This is a genomic window from Collinsella sp. CLA-ER-H5 (assembly GCF_040092375.1).
Classification (GTDB): Bacteria; Actinomycetota; Coriobacteriia; order Coriobacteriales; family Coriobacteriaceae; genus Collinsella.
Genome location: NZ_JBBNLR010000029.1, coordinates 1 through 22,598, shown reverse-complemented (window position 1 = coordinate 22,598; position 22,598 = coordinate 1). Strand labels below are relative to the sequence as shown.

General features: G+C 59.2%; 19 protein-coding genes, 1 tRNA gene and 1 pseudogene. 8 read left to right on the top strand and 13 right to left on the bottom strand.

Annotation, left to right across the window (positions count from 1 at the left end):
* Window positions 1-112 (bottom strand): annotated as a pseudogene (locus AAAX31_RS09480) (hydrogenase); the annotation flags it as partial.
* Window positions 113-152: 40 nt separating this feature from the next.
* Entirely contained in the window at window positions 153-2,624 is a 2,472-nt protein-coding gene (locus AAAX31_RS09475; RefSeq protein WP_349077047.1) for a glycosyltransferase family 2 protein, read from the bottom strand.
* A gap of 156 nt (window positions 2,625-2,780) precedes the next feature.
* On the opposite strand from AAAX31_RS09475, the gene rfbA reads away from it, so the two are divergent.
* From rfbA to AAAX31_RS09450, 5 genes are all read left to right on the top strand, one after another.
* Entirely contained in the window at window positions 2,781-3,680 is a 900-nt protein-coding gene (gene rfbA / locus AAAX31_RS09470; RefSeq protein WP_349077046.1) for a glucose-1-phosphate thymidylyltransferase RfbA, read from the top strand.
* An 89-nt stretch (window positions 3,681-3,769) separates the two neighbouring features.
* Window positions 3,770-4,213, top strand: coding sequence for a DUF4869 domain-containing protein (locus tag AAAX31_RS09465; protein WP_349077044.1), 444 nt, complete (start codon window positions 3,770-3,772; stop codon window positions 4,211-4,213).
* Window positions 4,214-4,222: 9 nt separating this feature from the next.
* On the top strand, window positions 4,223-4,720 hold the full coding sequence (locus tag AAAX31_RS09460; RefSeq protein ID WP_349077042.1) for a Fis family transcriptional regulator: 498 nt from the start codon (window positions 4,223-4,225) through the stop codon (window positions 4,718-4,720).
* A gap of 185 nt (window positions 4,721-4,905) precedes the next feature.
* Window positions 4,906-5,925, top strand: coding sequence for a dTDP-glucose 4,6-dehydratase (gene rfbB, locus AAAX31_RS09455; protein WP_349077041.1), 1,020 nt, complete (start codon window positions 4,906-4,908; stop codon window positions 5,923-5,925).
* A 122-nt stretch (window positions 5,926-6,047) separates the two neighbouring features.
* Window positions 6,048-7,502, top strand: a complete 1,455-nt coding sequence (locus AAAX31_RS09450) for a sugar nucleotide-binding protein (protein WP_349077039.1) — start codon at window positions 6,048-6,050, stop codon at window positions 7,500-7,502.
* 37 nt (window positions 7,503-7,539) lie between these two features.
* Here the strand turns inward: AAAX31_RS09450 and AAAX31_RS09445 are convergent, their stop codons facing one another.
* From AAAX31_RS09445 to AAAX31_RS09435, 3 genes are read right to left on the bottom strand one after another with little or no spacing between them, the layout of a single operon-like run.
* Window positions 7,540-9,951 (bottom strand): YfhO family protein, encoded by a 2,412-nt coding sequence (locus AAAX31_RS09445; protein ID WP_349077037.1) that lies wholly within the window; start codon window positions 9,949-9,951, stop codon window positions 7,540-7,542.
* The gene (locus tag AAAX31_RS09440; RefSeq protein ID WP_349077036.1) at window positions 9,935-10,903 is read right to left on the bottom strand and encodes a glycosyltransferase family 2 protein; all 969 of its coding nucleotides are present in this window, start codon (window positions 10,901-10,903) and stop codon (window positions 9,935-9,937) included. The genes AAAX31_RS09445 and AAAX31_RS09440 overlap by 17 nt, the downstream gene beginning before the upstream one ends.
* A gap of 6 nt (window positions 10,904-10,909) precedes the next feature.
* Window positions 10,910-11,872 carry a glycosyltransferase family 2 protein gene (locus tag AAAX31_RS09435; protein WP_349077034.1) on the bottom strand — a complete coding sequence of 321 codons (963 nt, stop codon included), beginning with the start codon at window positions 11,870-11,872 and terminating at the stop codon, window positions 10,910-10,912.
* Window positions 11,873-12,032: 160 nt separating this feature from the next.
* Between AAAX31_RS09435 and AAAX31_RS09430 the strand changes: the two genes are divergently transcribed.
* The 3 genes from AAAX31_RS09430 (at window position 12,033) to AAAX31_RS09420 (ending at window position 13,788) form a co-directional block, all read left to right on the top strand.
* Window positions 12,033-12,878 carry an ABC transporter permease gene (locus tag AAAX31_RS09430; RefSeq protein ID WP_249934391.1) on the top strand — a complete coding sequence of 282 codons (846 nt, stop codon included), beginning with the start codon at window positions 12,033-12,035 and terminating at the stop codon, window positions 12,876-12,878.
* Between the two features lie 11 nt (window positions 12,879-12,889).
* Window positions 12,890-13,657, top strand: coding sequence for an ABC transporter ATP-binding protein (locus tag AAAX31_RS09425; RefSeq protein ID WP_006236046.1), 768 nt, complete (start codon window positions 12,890-12,892; stop codon window positions 13,655-13,657).
* A gap of 54 nt (window positions 13,658-13,711) precedes the next feature.
* Window positions 13,712-13,788 (top strand) — tRNA-Arg (locus AAAX31_RS09420).
* Between the two features lie 103 nt (window positions 13,789-13,891).
* Here the strand turns inward: AAAX31_RS09420 and aroQ are convergent.
* From aroQ to aroF, 8 genes are all read right to left on the bottom strand, one after another.
* Complete coding sequence (aroQ, locus tag AAAX31_RS09415) at window positions 13,892-14,329, bottom strand: type II 3-dehydroquinate dehydratase (RefSeq protein ID WP_349077032.1); 438 nt, start codon at window positions 14,327-14,329, stop codon at window positions 13,892-13,894.
* Window positions 14,330-14,393: 64 nt separating this feature from the next.
* Window positions 14,394-15,644 (bottom strand): shikimate kinase, encoded by a 1,251-nt coding sequence (locus tag AAAX31_RS09410; protein ID WP_349077030.1) that lies wholly within the window; start codon window positions 15,642-15,644, stop codon window positions 14,394-14,396.
* Entirely contained in the window at window positions 15,645-16,790 is a 1,146-nt protein-coding gene (gene pheA, locus AAAX31_RS09405; protein ID WP_349077029.1) for a prephenate dehydratase, read from the bottom strand.
* Window positions 16,791-16,833: 43 nt separating this feature from the next.
* A complete protein-coding gene (gene aroC / locus AAAX31_RS09400; RefSeq protein ID WP_117848390.1) occupies window positions 16,834-17,931 on the bottom strand; it encodes a chorismate synthase in 1,098 nt (365 codons plus the stop codon).
* A gap of 1 nt (window position 17,932) precedes the next feature.
* Window positions 17,933-19,252 carry a 3-phosphoshikimate 1-carboxyvinyltransferase gene (gene aroA / locus AAAX31_RS09395; protein WP_349077028.1) on the bottom strand — a complete coding sequence of 440 codons (1,320 nt, stop codon included), beginning with the start codon at window positions 19,250-19,252 and terminating at the stop codon, window positions 17,933-17,935.
* Window positions 19,246-20,352: a 3-dehydroquinate synthase gene (gene aroB / locus AAAX31_RS09390; RefSeq protein ID WP_349077027.1), complete on the bottom strand. Its 1,107-nt coding sequence runs from the start codon at window positions 20,350-20,352 to the stop codon at window positions 19,246-19,248. Before aroB ends, aroA begins: the two co-directional genes overlap by 7 nt.
* Before the next feature lie 36 nt (window positions 20,353-20,388).
* Window positions 20,389-21,303 carry a prephenate dehydrogenase/arogenate dehydrogenase family protein gene (locus AAAX31_RS09385; RefSeq protein WP_117583253.1) on the bottom strand — a complete coding sequence of 305 codons (915 nt, stop codon included), beginning with the start codon at window positions 21,301-21,303 and terminating at the stop codon, window positions 20,389-20,391.
* A 3-nt stretch (window positions 21,304-21,306) separates the two neighbouring features.
* Entirely contained in the window at window positions 21,307-22,329 is a 1,023-nt protein-coding gene (gene aroF / locus AAAX31_RS09380) for a 3-deoxy-7-phosphoheptulonate synthase (RefSeq protein ID WP_117786071.1), read from the bottom strand.
* Window positions 22,330-22,598: the final 269 nt, after the last annotated feature.

Here is a 22,598-nt window from a genome sequence, read left to right as displayed (position 1 = left end):
TGTAGACATCGACCGGCAAGATTTTGTCCGTGCCGCCCCAGACGCAGTAGTTGTCGTAGAAGATGCCACCAGTGCAGCCGCACGCGCCATAGGACACCACGATCTTGGGATCGGGTGCGGCCTCAAATGATCCGATTATCGTAAACGACGGTTTATAGATGGTAGTAACGATTAATTGGTTCCTCGACAGTTAAATTTGGATTCATGTATGGATCGCCTTCGACATAGTATTTTGCCCAGCGATAATTCATGTACGCGACCTCTTTGTGGAAGCGAATCTGCTTCTCCGTATTGTTTTCAACGCCTCTAGAAATCGACTCGTAGTGATAGAGCTCGACTTCTGGCGTGTATACGATCAGGTCGTTGATCTCGCGTAGCTTTAAGCAAAAGTCAACATCATTAAATGCAACTTGAAGCTCCTCCGTGAAACCTCCGACTTTCTCATATTCGCTACGCTTGGTCATTATGCAAGCTGCAGTGACGGCGCTGAAGTCTTGTTGTGCATCGTTGAGTGCAAAGTAGCCCCAGTTATCCTTTGGCATGCTTTGGCAAAGATGTCCTGCCACGCCACCAGTGACGCATAAGCCCGCGTGTTGAATGGTGTTGTCGGGATAGTAGAGTTTTGCACCAACTGCGCCAACATCCTCACGTGCGCAGATGCCAAGCATGGTCTCAATCCAATTGGGGGTAATTATCTCAGTATCGTTATTCAACAGTAAGAGATAGTTTCCTTTGGCGTGAGCCACGCCAAAGTTCATGAGCTTGGAGAAATTGAATTCGTGTTCCCAAGTTACAAGGCGAACGATATCAGGATATTTAGCTTGCAACTTATCGTAGTAATCAAATGTTGCCTTTTCCGTGCTGTTGTTTTCGATTATGACAAGCTCATAATTGTCATATGTTGATTTCTCAACAATTGACGTGATGCAGTTATTCAGAATGTCGGCGTGGTCTTTAGTCGGGATGATAATTGACACGAGTGGATGGGAATCTGGTACAGCGTAGGTTACTTTATATGTAAAGGGACGACGCGCTTGTTCGACCTTCGCATCGAGCCCAAGCCTGTCCAAATGATTCTGAACAGCTTTGATGCCTGCGATAGTGGCATACGGCTTGCTATCGGCATTTGCCGCGGTGGAGGTCTCGCTTAGGCGCCAGTGATATAGAACCTTTGCAACATGATGAACTTTCCTCGCCTTTTCCACGGCGCGGAGAGTCAGATTATGATCCTGTGCTCCATCGAACTCTTTCGTGTTCGGTTCTAGGGTGTCAAGCAGAGACTTACGGATGGTAAGCATATGGCAGATATAGTTATTGTTTCTGAGCAGATCGATATTGAAATCCGGCTTAAAGAACGGCTGCGCTAGCTTTCCATCGGGCATGAGCTTGTCTTCGTCGCAATAAAGAAGATCGACGCCATCATTGTTTTCAATTGCCTCGGCATATGAGAACAACAAATCCGGTTCAAGAATATCGTCATGGTCAAAGAAGCTAACGAAATCGCCCGAAGCGATGGCAACGCCGGCGTTTGTATTTTCGGAAATGCCCTTATTCTCGGTAAGGTTAATTGATTTAATTCTGTTGTCGTGGGCCGTCTCCTGCTCAACGCGACCCTTTAGTTCCTGATTGTCAGGACTTGCATTAACTAGGATGAGCTCCCAGTTTGCATAAGACTGGTTTTTTACGGATTCGGTCATATCGTTAAAGAACGAAATGGGTGTGTTGTATAGAGGGACAATAATGCTGAACTTCGGAGCACTGTTGAAGACGATTTTTCTCTGCTTCTCCAGAGCGCCGATGGTTGCCTTATGCTCCGTGAACCATTCGGGGTATTCAGGGTCGAACTGCGCATGGGTAAAGAGGAAGTTGGTCTCCTCAAGAAGGAAGCCTAACTTATCGGGTGTTAAGCAGTCAAATGCATTGAATGATGGGTGATTTTGATCTTCAATAACAAAGTAGTAACGATTGAACGCCTTTGGCATGCGAATCGAGAGCTGCGTTTCAAGTTGCTTTTTCTCGGACGTAAATCCAACGCTTGTTACATTCGAACCGAAATTGACGATACTCAAATCAACTTCATTGAGGGCTCGATCGAGGCAGCGAAGTTTGATTTTGGAGTCGCTACGATAAGGTGTTCTCACCGTGCACCTAAGGATATAGTCGCTTGAATCTTCGATGCACTGCCAGAAATCAATTGTTGCCATGTCAAACTCTGAAACGTCATCGTAGTTTCGGAGTTTGCTGCACATGTCAGGTTTAATTTTGTAGTTAAGGCGCGACTCCCATTTGATGTTCTTGCAATTTAGCGAAAGGGAGTCGCTGCTCAGGGTGCGGCCGTCTTGGCCGATTTCGCTAAACTCAATTTTGATGGTGCGAGCATCGGGATCGGGGATTACAAGGACGTATGAGTTCGAGTCACAACTATTGTCCCGGAATTTTAGGAGGGATAAAGGTAAGCAGCGGTTATCGTCTGTAGCCGCCTGGGCTGTTACGCTGGAGCCTTTCTGGATACCTTCAATCTTAAGCTGCTGGTATATTTTCCAGTTTCCTCTGCATACTCCGGTTGTTTCGACTCGCATTGTTTGCCTTTCGTTTGTTGGACACTGCCCATTGTACTTTTTCATTTGTTACCTCGCTAGAAATGCAGAAAGAGTTGCGTGTTTCTGCTGTCCGATTTAAATAAGAATATGGGGAGGTTGCTGCCGGTGCGTATAATTTAATTAGCTATGCTTCTGTAATCTGCGGCTTTTGCTCAACAATTGTCAATCGAGAGGATTTTTATGAAAGGCATCATCCTCGCCGGCGGGTCCGGCACCCGCCTGTACCCGCTTACGCTCGTGACCTCCAAGCAGCTGCTGCCGGTCTACGACAAGCCCATGATCTACTACCCGCTGTCCACCCTCATGCTGGCGGGCATCCGGGACATCCTGGTCATCTCCACGCCGACCGACCTGCCCAACTTCGAGCGCCTGCTCGGGGACGGCTCGCGCTACGGCGTGAACCTCTCCTACGCCGAGCAGTCCTCGCCGGACGGCCTGGCCCAGGCCTTCACCATCGGCGAGGACTTCATCGCCGGCGAGCCGTGCGCCCTGGTGCTCGGCGACAACATCTTCTACGGCAACGGCCTGTCGCGCCACCTGAAGAAGGCCGTCGAGAACGCGCAATCGGGCCGCGCCACGGTCTTCGGCTACCACGTGGACGACCCCGAGCGCTTCGGCGTCGTGGAGTTCGATGCGCAGGGGAGGGCCGTCTCCATCGAGGAGAAGCCCGAGCGCCCCAAGAGCTCCTACGCGGTCACCGGCCTGTACTTCTACCCGGGCGACGTGGCCGCCAAGGCCCACGAGGTCAAGCCGTCGGCCCGCGGCGAGCTGGAGATCACCACGCTCAACCAGATGTACCTGGAGGAGGGGACGCTGTCCGTCGTCACCCTCGGCCGCGGCTACGCGTGGCTGGACACCGGCACCATGGAGAGCCTGCACGAGGCGGCGGAGTTCGTCCGCGCCGTGGAGCACTCCCAGGACCTGCCGGTCTCGGTCCCCGAGGAGATCGCCTGGGAGAACGGCTGGATCACGACCGCCGGGCTCGAGGGGGCCGCGAAGGCCTACGGCAAGTCGGTCTACGGCCGGCACCTGAAGAAGGTCGCCGCCGGCGAGATCGTCAACAGCCCGCGCGAGTACTAGCGCCAGCTTGTTTTCTTTTAGGGGTCACCGTTTATCTGGTGGCCCCTTTCGTTATGATTACGTTGGCCATAAAGATAATATGATTGGGAGTGGATGTGTTAAGCGTCTACTTTGGCGATATGCCAGAAGCGATTTACAACACAGCGACATATTTCAAAAACTCTTACCGGTCTACTTGGATTACGGATCCCTATGCAGTCTCGATAATTAAAGATGTCGATCGATCGGATGTTGTCTCCGAAAACGTCATCGAAAGCCCTGTGCTTGGATCCATCTCCCCACTCCAGCTTTCTGGTGGCGTGAAAACGCTGCTGCTTATGAGATTTGATCGTAAGCATATTTTTAACGCCTCTACCTGTGGTGACAACTGTGCCAAGTGGATTCTCGACATGGCAAAAGACCGCAAGCTCGTTGTGAATCTCTATCATGTGATGGACTTTGGTCGCGAGGATTTTAAAATTAAAGTCGTGAATAGCGGCCGAATCGTTCACAACATGGCTGAATTGATTCACGAGTCGATTCCGTATCTGTAGGTGCTGCTTATGAACGGTTCGCATCTCGTTAAGATTTCCCGCCGCAGGGGAACCAAGTACACATTTACCATCAAACGGAACATCACTATTGTGCGTGGCGATAGCGGCACGGGTAAGACGACACTGGTTGACATGGTCGCAGACTACATGCGAACGGGCGAGCAGTCGGGTGTTTCCTTGCAATGCGATTGTCCCTGTGTCGCCCTGACCGATTATGATTGGCGAAACCAGCTTTCGTCCGTTCATGACTCGATTGTATTTGTCGATGAGGGCTTAAAAGAGATCCATTCTGATGAGTTTGCCCATCATGTGCTGTATTCCTCGAATTATTTCGTGCTGATCTCAAGGGCTGATTTCCCCAATCTTCCGTATAGCGTGGATGAGATTTACAAGATTAAGACGAGCGGAAAAAACCATTCTTTCGTCCCTGTTTATCAAGATCGCGGGAATCATCGTTATGCTATTTCCCGGTCGGCGCCAAAACAGGACATTACTTACGTGAAATAACTGGGGATTCGGTTTTTCACTACGACAAAGACTGCATTCCGGAGGCGTTTTGTAGGGGAAGTAATTCTGCGAAGGTCATGGCTCTTATCGCATGCCGAAATGTCCGATAGTTTTGTTGAATAGTGTCGCGGCGTCACTTCCTGCGGCATACTAAAGAAGCTGTACTTGCTTCAGATTGGATTTTCATGTCTGAGATTTTTGAACCTAAGAACATCATCGTCACGGGCGGTTGCGGCTTCATCGGCAGCAACTTCGTGCACTACGTCGTGAACAACCACCCGGGCGTCCACGTCACCGTCCTGGACAAGCTGACCTACGCTGGCAACCCCGAGAACATCGCGGGCCTGCCCTCCGACCGCGTGGAGCTCGTCGTGGGCGACATCTGCGACGCCGAGCTTTTGGACCGCATCGTCCCAGGCCACGACGCCATCGTGCACTACGCCGCCGAGAGCCACAACGACAACTCCATCGCCGACCCCGAGCCGTTCCTCCGCACCAACGTGGAGGGCACTTTCCGCCTGCTGGAGGCCGTCCGCAAGTACGGCATCCGCTACCACCACGTCTCCACCGACGAGGTCTACGGCGACCTGGCGCTCGACGACCCGGCGAAGTTCACTGAGGAGACGCCGTATCACCCGAGCAGCCCGTACTCGAGCACCAAGGCGTCCTCTGACATGCTGGTCCGCGCCTGGACCCGCACCTACGGCCTGCGCACCACGATCTCCAACTGCTCCAACAATTACGGCCCTTACCAGCACGTGGAGAAGTTCATCCCCAGGCAGATCACGAACATCATCGACGGCGTCCGCCCCAAGCTCTACGGGAAGGGCGAGAACGTCCGCGACTGGATCCACACCGAGGACCACTCCTCGGCCGTCTGGGACATCCTTACGAAGGGTCGCATGGGGGAGACCTACCTCATCGGCGCCGACGGCGAGAGGAACAACATCACCGTGCTGCGCATGATCCTGGAGGCGATGGGGCGCGACCCCGAGGACTTCGACTGGGTCGCCGACCGCCCCGGCCACGACCGCCGCTACGCCATCGACTCCACCAAGCTCCAGCGCGAGCTGGGCTGGAGGCCGGCCCACACCGACTTCGCCGGGGGGCTGAAGCAGACCATCGACTGGTACGTCGAGAACGAGTCCTGGTGGCGCCCGGCCAAGGAGGCCACCGAGGCCCGTTACCGCGCACAGGGCCAGTAGGCCACACCCCGGCGAAGCGCACCGCGGGGCGCCCGCGCGGGGCCGCAGGGCATGGGGATGATCCTGCGTCCCCGCGCGGGCGCCCCCGGTTATCCAACCTCTTCGATAGGAGCTTTTCCCACATGGCAGATATCGCATTCGAGAAGGACCTTTCCGTCGCCGAGACCGGCATCGAGGGCCTCAAGGTCGTCGACCTGGCCGTCCACGGCGACTCGCGCGGCTGGTTCAAGGAGAACTGGCAGCGCGCCAAGATGACCGCCCTGGGCATCCCCGATCTCAGGGTCGTCCAGAACAACATCTCCTATAACGACAGCCGCGGCGTCACCCGCGGCATCCACGCGGAGCCCTGGGACAAGTTCATCTCGGTGGCCCGAGGCTCGGTCTTCGGCGCCTGGGTCGACCTGCGCGAGGGCAGCGCCACCTACGGGAAGGTGTTCACCTGCACGCTCGACCCGTCCAGGGCCATCTACGTCCCGCGCGGCGTGGGCAACTCCTTCCAGGCCCTGGAGGACGGCACCGCCTACACCTACCTGGTGGATGCCCACTGGTCCCTCGAGCTCAAGAGGACCTACACCTTCGTGAACCTCGCCGACCCCGAGCTCGCCATCGAGTGGCCGATCCCGCTGGCCGAGGCCACCGTCTCCGAGGCCGACCTCAACCACCCGATGCTGAAGGACGTCGTCCCCATGGCTCCCAGGCGCACCCTCGTCACCGGCTGCAACGGCCAGCTGGGCCATGCGGTCCGCGCGCTGGCCGAGGAGCGCGGCGTCGCCAAGGACTTCGACTTCTGCGACATCGACACCTTCGACATGTCCGACCCGGCGGCCTACGCGCAGTACGACTGGTCGCTCTACGGCACCGTGATCAACTGCGGCGCCTACACGGCCGTGGATAAAGCGGAGACCCCCGAGGGCCGCGCGACCGCCTGGAAGGCCAACGCGTCTGGGCCGGCCCTCCTCGCCCGCACCTGCGCGGAGCACGGGATCACTCTCGTGCACGTGTCCTCCGACTACGTCTTCGACGGCACCGCCGAGGTCCATGACGAGGAGGAGCCCCTCAGCCCGCTGTCCGTCTACGGCCAGACCAAGGCCGCCGGCGACATCGCCGTGGCGGGGTGCCCGCGCCACTACATCATGCGCAGCTCCTGGGTCATCGGCGAGGGCCACAACTTCGTCAAGACCATGAAGTGCCTGTCCGACCGCGTAGCCGACCCGGACGACAAGCTGGACCAGGTCACGGTCGTGGACGACCAGCTGGGCCGCCTGACCTTCACGCGCGACATGGCGCAGGCCATCTTCCATGTGCTGGACGCGAAGGCCCCCTACGGCACCTACGACTGCACCGGCTCCGGCGCCGTGAAGAGCTGGGCCGACATCGCCCGTGCCGTCTTCGAGGCCGCCAACGGCAACGGGGACAAGGTCTTGCCGGTATCGACCGCCGACTACTACGCGAGCGCCGCCAGTCCCGTCGCCCCGCGCCCGGTCCACTCCGCGCTCGACCTTTCCAGGCTCGAGTCGGTCGGGTTCAACATGCCCGACTGGGAGGAAGAGCTGGGGGAGTACCTCAAGACGCTCTAGCCGCTATTAACTTTTCGAGAGTAAAAGCCGCCGCTTGTTAACGGCGGCTTTTCTTATGCCTGGCGTATAGCCCCGCTGTAACAAGGGCGACGGTGGTCGCCAGACTCACTGCAAGCCCCGCAAGGGCACCCGGAGTCTTGTAGGTCATCACGATCCTATTCGCGCCTTTCTGCACGTTCAGGGACGACAGGCCCTTATCGGCGGCGGGCGTTAGTTCTGCGGCGGTTCCGTTTACCGTTATGTTCCAGCCCTCATCGTACGGAACGCTCAGCAGCAGGTTGCCGTCATACTTGGCGGTATACTCGCCTTCGATCCTTCCGTCCTTAAAAACCGTCGGAACAAATTCGTTCGTCTTAAGCTCGTTCATAATCTGCTCGAAAACGTCCAGATTGAGGGCGTAAAAGACCGGATCATTGTCTTGGGGCATGTCCGTATAACCCTCTGCGACTCCGATTGACACCGTATGCTGGCTCGGGGCGTCCGATGCATCCGCAATCTGGCGGATATTATTGTCGAATCTCCAGGCCTCGTTTTCGATCGTTCGCTGGTCGATGGTAAGGGTGACGGGCCAATAACTGCCGGCGGTCGTATCTTTGTCGATGTAGAGATACCCGATGGAGCTTGCCGGAAGAGTAACGCTCCATTCCTTCAAGCTATCGCTATTTTCCGTGCTCGTGGCCTCGATTTTGGTATAGAGCTCGACCTCGCGGCCTAGGATTTTGCTGTAGAGGTCGTTCTGCTTTTCGAAAGGGTTCTCGCTCTTCAGCGTGCTGTTTTGGATATCGCTTGAGGCTGCGACGCCTATGCTGAGCGCATAGGGGTTCTCGTACACCGCGCTTGTGGAGTCGGCCTGATTCGTCTTGGCTAAAACGTATCCCGCAGGCGCGTTTTCAGGAATGGCATACTTGACTCCCAGCAGGGCATCGATGGCGAGAATGGGCTCGGCATAGCGGGTCGAGAATTCGCCGACGCTGCTGTATCCAAGGGAGTTGAGCAGTGCGATGGCCTGCGGGTTGTTGGCAGACGAATACGAAGACAACTGGTTGTACCCAAGCGCCAGGCCTTCGTTGAGGGCGGCGCTGTCGACGCGTGTGGTCGTGCGGTCCATGCGGTAGAACGACGCCGAAGTCTGGTCTTGAATAGCCTTGATCGTGTCGGTTGCGGTGGTGACATAGGCGCTGTTGGCTTCTTCGGAATAGCCTGTGTACATCTGGTTCCACATAACATGGGCGTTGGCAAATAGTTCAATTGCCGTGAGTGCCAGGAGTGGCATGATGATTGCCGGACGATAGGCTCGACGTAATGTTGACCGCTCTTTGAGTTTCTGCAGCGCGTATCCTGCGGCCCACAGCGCAAAGAAGCTCAGCAAAAAAGCCGTGCGCGAGTAGAAGCCATTGGGAACGCGCATGCCGCACCAGATGTACTCGAGCGGGCTCAAAACGGAGCTTGCGACCAGGATTATCGTGACGACGAGTGTTGCGATGCGCGTCTTGATTGAAACCGTGCGGTTGACCAGCAGGCTCACCGCGAGCAGCATCATGATGATGCCGCAATAGAACTGCGGTGTGCTTTCGTTGTTTACCCACATGCAGGGAAGAAAGCCCCTGATGAGCGACTTGAGGCTGGTTTTAAGTAGGGGACCGAGTGCCAGAACGGGTCCGCCCTTGGACATGGCAAGGATGGTCGGCAAAAAGGTCCAGGCGGACAGAAGCAGTCCAAGCGCGATAGCCCCGGCGAATCGCAGAGCCCGATCGAGCATGAGCTTCCAGCTAAATCCATCTTCTGCAACATAATCGACAAATTCGACCAATACGAAGATGCAGAGGAACAGGATGCTGATATAGGCCGTATACCAGCAGAACATGACATTGAGCGCCGTTGCAATGACGAGACGCATCATGCGCCGCTTGCGGATGAGCTCGTGGCATCCGTAGGCGCAGATGGGTAGCAGGATAAGGCAATCAATCCAGAGTGGGTTGCGCAGGTTGCTGATGGTCCAGCTGCAAAACGTGAACGAGAGGGATAGCAAGAATGCGGCGGGCTTGGACAGGTCAAAGCGCTTTTGCAGAAACCAGGCGCTGCTGATGTGGATGCAGCCGAGCTTGAGCGCGGAGATAGCAAACACAAAGAGCGTCAGCTTGTCTTGAGGAAACAGTACGCAGAGCAAGTTAAAGGGGCTGGCGAGATAGTAGCTATAGAGCCCCCATGTGTTCATGCCGAGTCCCTGCGAGAAGGAATAGCGAAGGTTTGCCTCGCCTAAAAGGACGCGGCGAAACCACGCGAAGAAGTCGATGTATTGGTATTTGAGATCGTCAGTGAGAAACGAGTTGTCGCCAAAGGGGTAGACATGCCCCGCCGCTGCAAGTGCGACAAAGAGTGCGACGGAAAACGTGAAGCAGGCGGCGTAGAACGCCACATTCTTGAGCGTGCTGTTATTGGGCCGTGTCATCAGATTCCTCGTTGGATTCTCGAATGATATATATGGGACGTGGCTTGGTTTCCAAGTAGGCTTTTGCCAGGTACTCGCCAATGATTCCTAAGCACAGAAGCTGCATGCCGCCAAACAACGTTATGAGGCAGGCGAGCGACGGCCATCCACCGACGGGGTCGCCCCAGACAAGCGTCTTTACTAGGATGACGATAAATCCCAGGATGGCGATGAGGCAGAAGACGATACCCGTGAGGGCGGCGAGGGAGAGTGGCGCCGTGGAAAACGCGACGATGCCGTCGATGGAATAGAGGAGCAGCGACCAAAAGCTCCATTTGGTCTCGCCGGCCACGCGGTTGACGTTTACGTAGGGGAGCCATTTGGTCTTGAAGCCGACCCAGCCGTAGATGCCCTTGGAGAATCGATTGTATTCGCCCATGGAGATGATGGCGTTGACCATAGGTCGCTTCATAAGCCTAAAATCGCGTGCTCCGTCGACGATGTCGGCCTTGGAAATGCGGTTGATGATCTTGTAGAACATACGGGCACAGAACGACCTGATGGGAGGCTCGCCCTCGCGAGTGGTTCTGCGTGTGGCGACGTTGTCGTAGTCTTCGGTCTGCAAGATCTTGTACATCTGCGGCAGGAGCGAGGGCGGGTCCTGCATGTCGGCATCCATGGTGGCAACATAGTCGCCCTTTGCATGCTGGAGTCCGGCAAACAGCGCCGCCTCTTTACCAAAGTTGCGCGAGAAGGAGTACCAATGAATGGTATATGGATGCGAGCCCGCGGCCTCGGCTTTCATGACGGTGAGCGTTGCGTCTGCCGAGCCATCGTCGACGAGGACCGCTTCGAATGAGATTTCGGGGTGCTTTTGCGTTATGGCGTGGACAACGCCATCGAGCTCTTTGAGAAAGATCGGAAGCGATTCCTGCTCGTTGTAGCACGGCACGACGATGGAGATGAGCGGCATGGCGATTTACCTCGCGTTCGTTTTGTCGCTGCGATAGTCATCGAAAGCGTATTTGCTGTACACGTTGACTTCCCACTGCTTTTTTTCGACCTTTGCCACGGAGTCGAGGATGAATCCGGTTGCAAGGCTCAGGCCGCACAGGAACATAAACGATGCGGCGAGCATGGCGGTGGGGAAGCGCGGGACGAGGCCGGTCTGGAAATACTCGACAACGATGGGCATGCCCAGGGCGAGGCCGATAAGCGCGAATAGAATTGCGACCAGGGTGAAGAACTTTAGCGGGCGGTAGTCCTTGAACAGCGTGCCGATCATCGCGACGACCTTAATGCCATCGCTGACGGTGTTGAGTTTGGACTCGGAGCCCTCGGGACGGTCGCGGTACTCGATGGGTACATCTTTGATGCGCCAGCGGTGGTCGACAGCGTGGATCGAGAGCTCGGTTTCGATCTGAAAGCCCTCGGAAAGCACGGGGAAGGTTTTGACGAACGGGCGGCTCATGGCGCGGTAACCGGTCATGACGTCATCGAAACTGTAGCCATAGATCCACTTGATCATGGCGCGTACCAGGTTGTTGCCAAAGCCGTGGAAGGCACGCTTGTTCTCCTCGGCGTAGGTGCCGTTGGAAAGGCGGTCACCCACGGTCATGTCGGCCGTGCCGTTGAGGATAGGCTCGCAGAGGGCTTTGGCCGCCTCGGCGGGGTAGGTATCGTCTCCGTCGACCATCAGGTAGCAATCAGCTTCGATATCGCGAAACATCTGGCGGCAGACGTTGCCCTTTCCCTGACGCGGCTCAAAGCGAACCGTCGCGCCATGCTCTGCTGCGATGCGGGAGGTCTCGTCCGACGAGTTGTTGTCATAGACATAAACCGTCGCCTGCGGAAGCTCGCGGTGAAAGTCGTCGATGACCTTACCGATCGTAAGTGCTTCGTTGTAGCAGGGGATAATGACGGCAATGGATTCAGAATTCACTCAATGCTCCTTTGAATTTCAATCTCTGAAAGTATAGCCGTTTGCGCCTGGCATCCTAAGATGTGGGTTAGTTCTCCAGTTTTGTTGCGCGATTCGTTTGCCTGTCTGTCGGGTCTATACTGTTCGTTTGTCAACGATTACGAGTAAAGGAGTTGCATCCGTGTCGGATCAGACAAAGCAACAAGAAACTCGCAGTCTGCCTGCGACGTTTGCTAAGAACGAATTTGAGAAGGACGCGTTTATCCTTCGTCAGCTGGTTACCAAGGATTTTAAGATTAAGTATCGTCGCAGTGTTTTGGGCGTTGCGTGGTCGGTGCTCAACCCGCTGCTGATGATGATCGTCATGGCCATCGTGTTCTCGACGATTTTTGCCCAGGGTCGCAACGGCTCTATTACGCCCGAGATGTACCCGCTGTACTTGATCGTGGGTAACGTCACCTTTGCCGTCATGTCCGAGTCTACGAACCAGGCGCTGACGTCGATCGTGGGCGCAGCTCCGCTGCTCAAGAAGGTCAAGGTTCACCGCTGGGTCTTCCCGGTGCAGAAGGTGCTCTTCTCGCTGGTCAACTTTGCCTTCTCGCTGGTCGCCGTCGCCATCGTTATGCTGTGGTTCCGCGTTATGCCTTCGTGGCACCTCATTCTGCTGCCTGTTTGCCTGTTCTTGCTTATGTGCTTCTGCATGGGCCTGGGTATGATGCTCTCGGCGCTCACCGTCTTTTTCCGCGACGTTATGCATCTGTGGAGTGTCGTCATCACGGCGTGGACCTATATCACGCCCATCTTCTGGACGACCGACTTCGTTGCGCAAATGCCCCATATCGTGCGCATCCTGGTCTATGCGAACCCCATGTACAACTACCTGCAGTTTATGCGTGACATCTTCCTGTTCCAGACCACGCCTTCGTTCTTGACGCTTGGTATGTGCGTCGCTTGGGCGGTTCTTGCGCTTGCTATTGGCTACACCGTGTTCCATAAGTCCGAGCGCAAGTTCATCCTCTACATCTAAGGAGTGCTGTGATGACTGAATCTGTTGTTGATTACAGCGAGCAGCCTCTGGCTGTCGAGGTCGACGACGTCACCATGATCTTTAACATGGCGTCCGAGTCGCTGACCAACCTCAAGGAGTATTTCATTAAGCTTGCCAAGCACGAGCTGTTCTTTGAGGAGTTTAGGGCGCTTAAGCACATCTCGTTCGATATTCATCGCGGCGAAGTTGTCGGTCTGGTTGGCACCAATGGCTCCGGCAAGTCTACGATGCTCAAGATTATCGCTGGCGTGCTTGAGCCTAGCGAGGGCAGCGTTAAGGTGCACGGTAACATCGCGCCGCTGATTGAGCTTGGCGCCGGCTTTGACCCCGAGCTGACCGCCCGCGAGAACATCTATCTGAACGGTGCCCTGCTCGGCTACACCAAGGAGTTCATCGACGCCAACTTTGACGGCATTATCGAGTTCGCTGAGCTGCAGAACTTTGTCGACATGCCGCTTAAGAACTTCTCCTCGGGCATGGTGGCGCGTATCGCCTTTGCAATCGCGACGATCACCGAGCCCGATATTCTGATCGTTGACGAGACGCTGTCCGTCGGCGATGTGTTCTTCCAGCAAAAGTGCGAGGCGCGTATTCAGCACTTTATCCAGAGCGGCGACGTGACGGTTCTGTTCGTTTCGCACTCCATGGAGCAGGTTGAGCGCATCTGCCAGCGCGCCGTTTGGATTGAGAAGGGCGACCTTCGCATGGACGGCCCGGTTGATGAGGTCTGCAAGGCGTACCGCGAGCAGTTCAACTAGGTTATAATTACTTGCGCCTGACAGGCTTGCGCTTGCTTGGGCGTGCGGTTATTTGCTCCATTAGCTCAGTTGGATAGAGCAGGGGACTTCTAATCCCAAGGTCGACGGTTCGAATCCGCCATGGAGCACCATCGTTTATTAAGCCCAGACCGCTTGGTGGTCTGGGCTTTTTTGTCTTGTATGCTGCTGGAGCCGAGCGCGAGCAAGCCGCTACTGTTCGTTGGGGTTGGCATTTTACTTTTCGAGACGTTCCCTCAACAGCTCCATCGCGTGAGCGTAGCCCTGCAGGCCTTCGCCGGTGATGGTGGCGAAGCAGGCCAGGCGGGCGTAGCTTACCTGGCGGAAGTCCTCGCGGGTCTCGACGGCGCTTATGTGGACCTCCACGGCGGGGATGGCGACGGCCTTGAGGGCGTCGAGGATCGCGACGCTCGTGTGCGTGTAAGCCGCCGGGTTGATGACGATGCCGTCGACCTTGCCGTAGGCCTCCTGGATCTTGTCGACGATGCTGCCTTCGTGGTTGGACTGGAAGACCTCGACCTCGTCAAAGCCCTGCGCGGCGCCTGCCTCCTGGCAAATCTGGACCAGGTGGTCGTAGTTGTCGCTGCCATAGATGCCCGGCTCGCGAATGCCGAGCATGTTGAGGTTGGGGCCGTTGATGACGAGTGCTTTCATGGTTGCTTCCTTTGCGATTGGAAAACCACCACAAAGGTGCCCGTCCCCTTTGTGGTGGTTTTGATTAGAGAGCGGATGGGAGGGTGTCGAGGAGGGCTTGGGCGGTGTTGGCGGCGCAGTCGCGTGAGTCGATGATGTAGTCGGCCCAGGAGCGGTAGCGCGGCATGCGCTGCTCGGCGAGCTTGTCGATGCCATCGCGCGCCGTGATGGGGCGGCCCTTGTGGGCGAGCTCGTCGAGCTTGCGGTTGAGCATCACAATCTGGCTGTTCTGGTGCAGCAGCTGATAGTTCTCGTCGCGCGTGACCACGCCGCCGCCGGTGGAAAGCACAAGTCCGCTGCGCTTGGAGATGTCGGCTAGAGCCGCCGTTTCCTGCTCGCGGAAGGCCGCCTCGCCGCGCCCGACGATAAAGTCGGCGCAGGGCATGCCCAGGCGCTCCTCGAGCGCACGATCCAAGTCGATGTGCTCGCGTCCGGTGAGCAGGGCGATCTGCTCACCCACGCGGGTCTTGCCCGAGCCCGGCATACCGATCAGCGCGATGTTCTGTTCGCGGCGTGACAGGCGCTCCGTTACGTCCAGAATGCGCTCACGCGAAGTGACCTGGCCGGTGTAGCGCTCAACGGCTTGCGCCGCCTGGGCCACGAGCATCAGCAGGCCGCCGATGCAGGGGATGCCGCGGCGCTCGGCCTCGAGCATGAGTCCCGTGCGTGCAGGGTTGTAGACAATGTCGATGACGCCCTCGAGCACATCGAGCCCCTCGAGCGTGCAAGGCGCGTCGGGGCAGTGGGGGAACATACCGGCAGGCGTACAGTTGACGAGCAACGCGGCGTCGGACTGCTGCGCGATGTTGTCGTAGTTGACCTCGCTCGTGCGGCCCACGGGCACCACGGTGGCGCCCAGGTCGCCGAGCACCATGCTTGCCGTGGTGCCGGCACCACCGGTGGCGCCAAGCACGAGGGCCTTTTTGCCGGCGACCTCAACGCCCAGCTCCTCGACTAGGCACTGAAAGCCGAAGTAGTCGGTGTTGTCGCCGCGCAGGCGGCCGTCGGGCAGGCGCGTGATGGTGTTGACGTTTCCCATACGCTCGGCGAGTGGACTCAGCTCGTCCAGGTATTCCATGACGGCGCGCTTGTAGGGGATGGTCACGTTGGTGCCCTCCCATTCGTCACCCGTCATAAAAGCCTGGAGGTCCTCGGGCTCACGCTCAAAACGCACGTATTCGAGCCCCGCGAGCTCCTTGTAGATGGTCGGGGTGTAGCTGTGGCCCAGCACGCGGCCCAGCACGCCGTAGGGGCGGGTTGCGGCGGTATCGGTCATCTAGAGCACCTCCGTGTAGCTGCCAAAGTAGGTGAAGCTCTCGCACACGTCGTCGATGGAATCGAGCAGGTCATCGAGGGCCTTGCTGCCAAAGGGGCAGTCCAGGTCAAAATAGAACATAAACTCAAAGTCGTGCCCGGGGATGGGGCGGCTCTCGAGCTTGATGAGGTTGATATTGAGCGCGTAGAAGCGCTCGAGTACGCGATAGAGTGCGCCCGGCTCGTTGGCCGTGGTAATCATGAGCGAGGTGCGGTTGGCGCCGGGGTAGACGCGTGGCTCGCGGCTGATGACGACAAAGCGCGTGTAGTTGTTGTCCGAGTCCTGGATGTTGGGCTCCAGTACCTCCAGGCCGTAGAGTGCGGCGCAGCTGCGCGATGCGATCGCGGCAACATCGGTGCGTTCGGAGCTGGCGACCATCTCGGCCGACATGGCCGTGTTGGGGTACTTGGTGGCGTGCAGGTCGTGCGCCTCGATAAAGCCGGCGCATTGGGCAATGGCCTGGCCGTGGCTGTAGACCTCGTGCACGTCCGCAAGCTTGGCGCCGGGCTTGACGAGCAAGTTGTGGTCGATTTTGAGGCGAAGCGAGCGCACGATGTGGAAGTCGAACTGGGCGAGCAGGTCGTAGACGGCGTTGACCGAGCCGGCGGTGGAGTTCTCGATGGGCAGCACGCCAAACTCGCAGAAGCCGTCGCGCACGGCGCGCATAACGCCTTCGAAGGTCTCGAAAAACGCGATGTCGGGCACGTCGAAGAGTTTGCACGCGGCGATTTGACTGTAAGCGCCCTCAACACCCTGGCAGGCGACGGTGGCCGTCTGGGGGAAGGGCGTATCGAAGGCCTCGGCCGTGGCGAGTGCCCTTTGCGAGACCGTGATGCCCTTGAGCTCGTTGATATAGCGCTGCTGCTCGGCCTTGCTCATGCTCATGAGGAGACGGAACAGGGTGATAGTCTGGGCTTCGTAGCGCTCGGGTGCGCGGCTGGCGAGGTTATTGAGCTTGGAGCGCTCGCGGGCGGGGTCGAAGACGGCCTTGCCCATCTCGATTTTTGACTTGGCGACTTCGGTGGCAATGTCCATGCGCTCAACAAAGCTGTTGAGGAGCGTGGTGTCGATGCTATCGATGGCCTGGCGGATGTCAGCAAGGTCCATGGAGACCCCTTTCACGTGTCGGGGGATGTTGAGGGGTGGGTAGTTAGCGCTGGGCGGCGTCTTCGAGGAGGGCGTCCCAGATGGCGAGGGCGGCGGCTGCTTCGGCTACGGGGACGGCTCGGGGGACGATGCAGGGATCGTGGCGGCCGTGGACCGAGAGCTCGGCATTTTCCATAGCGTCCATGTCCACCGTCTGCTGCTCGCGGCCAATCGAGGGCGTTGGCTTTACGGCCATGCGCCACATGACGGGCGCGCCGGTCGAAATGCCGCCCAGGATGCCGCCGGCGTTGTTGGACTCGACCTCGATCTTGCCGGTCTCGGCATCTATGCGATACGGATCGTTATTCTCGCTGCCGCGCATGGCGGCGACGGCAAAGCCCATGCCAAACTCCACGCCCTTTACGGCGGGAATGCCAAACGCGATTTGCGCGATGCGGTTCTCGATACCGTCGAACATGGGGTCGCCGATGCCTGCGGGAAGCCCGTAAATGCCGCACTCCACGATGCCGCCGATGCTGTCGAGTTCGTCGCGCGCGGCTAGGATCTCCTCACGCATGCGGCCGGCTGCGGCGGCGTCAATGCACGGCAGATCGTTCGTAAGGATCGCCTTGCGGTCGGCCTCGCGATAGACCATATCGTCCATCGGCAGGTCGGAGATGCCGCCGATCTGCGCCACATGCGCCATCACTTTAATGCCGCAGGCCTCGAGTGCCTGCAGCGCAATGCCGCCGGCGATGCACAGGGGTGCCGTTAGGCGGCCGGAGAAATGCCCGCCGCCGGCGACATCGTGCATGTTGTGATACTTCACGCGTGCAGGGAAGTCCGCATGTCCCGGACGGGGCTTGCGGCGCAGCTCGGAGTAATCCTTGGAGCGCGTGTTGGTGTTCTCGATAATCGCGGCAATGGGCGCGCCGGTGGTGTGCCCATCGACCACGCCGGCGATGATTTGGGCGGCGTCGGCCTCGCGGCGCTTGGTCGCGGTCTCGTCGCGACCGGGGGCGCGACGGTTCAAAAAGGCCTGCAGCGCTTCTTGGTCAACGGCGATGCCCGCCGGAATGCCATCGAGGGAGCAGCCGATGGCGGGGGAGTGCGACTGGCCGAAGATGCTTAAGTGCAAGACGTTGCCAAAGGTCGAGGACATGCTATTCCTCCTCGAGCGTGACCTTGCCGCCCAGCAGGCGGTAGTGGTCGAAGAAATCGGGATAGGACTTGTTGACGGCCTCGGCGCCGTGGATCACGACCTCGCCGGTGGCGCGGCTCGCGGCGATAGCGGCCATCATGGCGATGCGATGGTCGTTGTGCGAATCGACCTCGCCGCCGGTGAAGGCGTCGACGCCCTTGATGATGAGATCGTCGCCGGCAATACGCACCTGCGCGCCCAGCGCGCAGAGCTCGCGGGTGGTGGTGGCCAGACGGTCGGATTCCTTGATGCGCAGACGGGCGCAATCGCGAATAAAGGTGCGGCCCTGTGCCAACGAGGCCACGGCCGAGATGACGGGCACCAGGTCCGGAATGTCGTGGGCGCTCATCTCAAAGCCGGCGAGCTTGTCGGACTGCACGGTGGCGGCGTTGGTGGAGCGCACGATGCGGGCGCCAAAGCGCGAAAGCGCGGCGAGCACGTTTCGGTCGCCCTGCGCGGAGCTCAGGGATACGCCCTCCACGGTGATGGGGTCGGCGCCGATAGCGCCGGCGCACAGCCAAAAGGCGGCGTTGGACCAGTCGCCCTCGACGGCTACGCTGCCGGGCGTGCGGTACGAGCCGCTGCTCACGCGGAAGTTCGTGACTTCGGGCTGGCCGTCCTTGGCCGGAATGCGCTCGACGTTGACCTCGACGCCAAAGGCCTTCATGGCCTGGATCGTCAGGTTGATGTAGGGACGGCTCTCAATGAGGCCGGTTACCTGCACGCAGGAGGGCTGGGCCAGCAGCGGGGCTGCCAGCAGCAGGCCGGAGATATACTGCGAGCTCACGTTGCCCGGAAGCACAAAGGTGCCCGGGCGCATGCGTCCGCTCGTCTTGAGCGGAAAACCGCCCAGACCCTGTAGGTCGCAGCCGGCGGCGATGATCTCGTCCGAGAGCGGGGAGAGCGGGCGGGCGCCCAGGCGGCCCTGGCCTACGAAGGTGGCATCCGCACCCAGCGCGCAGGCGACAGGCAGCATAAAGCGGAGCGTGGATCCACTTTCGCCGCAGTCAAGCGTGCCGCCGGCAAGGGCCTTGAGCAGGCCAAACTCAACACTCTTCATGGTGGGGTGGACCTGGAAGCCGTCCTCGACGGTCTCGATGCGAGCACCCAGGGCCGTAAGGCAACGCACCGTAGCCTCGATGTCGGCGCAGGTGGTATTGCAGGTGACGTGTGTCTCGCCGTTGGCAAGCGCAGCGCAGATGATGAGGCGATGCGCCATCGACTTGGACGCGATGGCGGGAACGGTGCCCTTGAGCGGGGACGGGGTGATGCGGGCTAGCATGCGGAAGCGTCTCCCTTCTGGCCGAGGCCCTCGGCAATTAAATCGTGGAAGGTGGAAAGCGGCGTGCGGTCGATGCTGCAACGGCCAATGCCGTGCGGAATTACCAGGTCAATCGTGTCACCGGCGCGCTTTTTATCGTGCAGTGCTTCGGCAAAGACGGCGTCGGCCGAAAGCTCGCAGCGGGTCTTGAGACCGTGGCGTGCGCAGAGCTCCTCGATGCGGCCCGGCAGCTCGGCGTCGCAGATGCCATGAAGCGCCGCGGCGCGCGTGATGATACCCATGCCGATCGACACGCAGTTGCCGTGTCCCAGCTCAAAGTGCTCGCAGGCCTCGACGGCATGTCCGGCACTGTGTCCAAAGTTGAGGAGCTTGCGCTGGTTGGTTTCGCGCTCGTCGGCGACGACCACGGCGCGCTTGATGTCGATGTTGCGGGCGATGATGAGCGCTACGCGAGCCACGTCCTGGTTGAGCAGCTCCAGCGTGAGCGGGGTCTTCTCCAGCTCGGCGAAAAGCTCCGGGTCGGCGATTACGGCGTGCTTGACGACCTCGCCGCAGCCGTCGGCGAACTGCTCGGGCGTGAGGGTGGCCAGGCACCCCACGTCGGCGATAACCACGCTCGGCTGCCAAAAGGCGCCGGCCAAGTTCTTGCCGGCAGCCAGGTCTATGGCGGTCTTGCCTCCCACCGACGAATCCACCATGGCGAGCAGGCTCGTGGGGATCTGCACAAACTTGCAGCCGCGCATGTAGGTGGCGGCCACAAAGCCCGCCACGTCGCCCACGACGCCGCCGCCGAGTGCCACGATCACGTCGGAGCGCGAAAGCTCGTGCTCGGCCACAAACTCCAAAATGGCAACGTAGGTCTCGGCGCGCTTATGGGCCTCGCCGGCCTCGAAGGTGCAGATGCTCACCTCATAGCCTGCGGATTCGAGGCTCTGCTTAACGGGCATCTGGTAGAGCGGGCCCACGTTGGTGTCTGTCACGATGACGGCGCGGGTGCCGCCGGCAGTGGCACGCACGAGCGGTCCCGCCTGCTCCAGCAAAAACGTGCCAACATGCACCTGGTAGGGGCGTGCAGTGTCGATATCGATGGTAATCGCCATAAGCTTCGGTCCTTTCGACCTGGCGTGATGGGTTGTCTAGTGGGAGGCCTCGTCGTCGAGTGCGCGCTTAATGCGGTCGCCCTCGGCAAGGAGATTCTCCAGATAGCGCTGGTCGCGGTCCTTGAGCGCACGGCTGTAGGCGCCAAGCGATTCGATCAGATGGTCGATCTCAAAGGCGAGCGCGTCGGCGTCGTCGATCATGAGCTCGGACCACATTTGCGGGTTGAGGTGCGCCACGCGGGTGAGATCGCGGTAGCTGCCGGCCGAAAAGCCGTGGTGGACCTGAGCGGTCGGGCTCTTAACATAGGCGTTGGAGACGACGTGCGCGAGCTGGCTCGTAAAGGCGATGACACGGTCGTGCTCGGCGGCGCTGGTCACGCTGAACTTGCCAAAGCCCAAGGGGCGTACCATCTCGCGCACCTGGCCCAAAAGCTCCAGTTTGAGCGCATCGTCCACCGCGGGCGGTACGAGCACGAGCGGGGCGCCCTGGAACAGGTCGGCGCGGGAGTGCGCATAGCCCGAGTACTGCGTGCCCGCCATGGGGTGCGCGCCCACAAAGTAAAAGCCGTGCTCGCGGGCTAGCTCAAAGGCGCGCTCGCACACGATGCCCTTGACGCCCACCGTGTCGATCACCACGGGGCCCATGATGGCCTCGGTGTCGGTGGCGTCGGCGAGCGCCTGGGCGTGCGCCTCGAGCCACTCGATGCATGCCTCGGGATAGCAAGCCAGGACGATGATGTCGCATTCGCCGAGCGTCTCGTCGTTGAGCTCGCCGGCAACGGTGCCCATGCTGGCAGCCGTCATGACATCGTCATCGGGATCCCAGGCCAGCACGCGGACGCCTGCCTGCGCATAGCCGCGGGCAAAGCTGCCGCCGATGAGGCCAAGGCCGACGATGCCGGCGCACTTGGGGCCGCCCTGGTTAACGCGCGCGTTTCTCACTGTACCCATGGGCTACTCCATGGTCTCTTGGCAGACGACCTCGCGGATGGCTCGGATGCGGCGCATGGTGTCGTCGAACTGATCGGGGGTGAGGGCCTGGGCGCCGTCGGACCAGGCGCGGCTCGGCTCGTCGTGGACCTCGATCTCCAGGCCGTTGGCGCCGCAGGCGGTCGCGGCAAGCGCCATGGGCTCAACGTAGCGGGTGTAGCCGGTGGCGTGGCTGGGGTCGGCGACGACGGGCAGGTGCGACAGGTGGTGCAGCACCGGCACGGCGTTGAGGTCGAATGTGTTGCGAGTACGGGTCTCGAAGGTGCGGATGCCGCGCTCGCACAGGATGACGTTGTCGTTGCCCTCGCTCATGATGTACTCGGCGGCCATGAGCAGCTCATCGATCGTGCCGGACATGCCGCGCTTAAGCAAGATCGGAGTCTTGGTCTTGCCGACCTCTTTGAGCAGAGGGAAGTTCTGGGCGTTGCGGGCGCCGATCTGCATGACGTCGATTTTCTTGTCCAGGAAGACCTGCACGTCGCGCGGGTCCATGATCTCGGTGACGATCGGCATGTCGAGCTCGGCAGACGCCTCGCACAGCAGGTCCAGACCGGCGGGGCCCATGCCCTGGTAGGCGTACGGGGAAGTGCGGGGCTTGTAGGCACCGCCGCGCAGCATCGTGGCACCGGCGGCCTTCACGCGGCGGGCGATGCGGATGAGGTTCTCGCCCTCGACGGAGCACGGGCCGGCGATGACCTGGAACTGATCGCCGCCGATCTTGACGCCGTGGCCGCAGTCGATGACGGAGTCCTCGGGGTGGAACTTGCGGTTGGCGCGCTTGAACGGCTCGGAGACGCGCTGCACGCGCTCGACGACATCCATGGACTCGAGCAGGAACGGGTCGATCTTGGTCGTATCGCCCACCAGGCCGATGATCGTCTCATTCTCGCCGCGCGAGACATCGGTCTTCAGGCCCTTTTTCTCAATCCAGCTGACGATATGGCTGACGGCCTCGTCGCTGGCGCTCTCTTTTAAAATTGCAATCATGGTGTGCCTCTCACCTCGATGGATAACCCTTGCAAAAACGGCCCGCATCGCGAGCCGTGTACATATGGTGCATGAGAGTTTATACTATCTGACTCGCTTTTGCCTTCTAAAGTGGGCCGTTGAGCCGCGTCTTCCTCGGAATGGTTGATTTTCAATCTCAACGCAACAGCCTGAACGGGCCCCGCGTTTCCGCAGCTAGCGCAACGCGGGAATAGCCCCCGGCACCTGGCCGTCGCACCGTTTCCGCAGGTGGAGAGGCTATGGAGGCC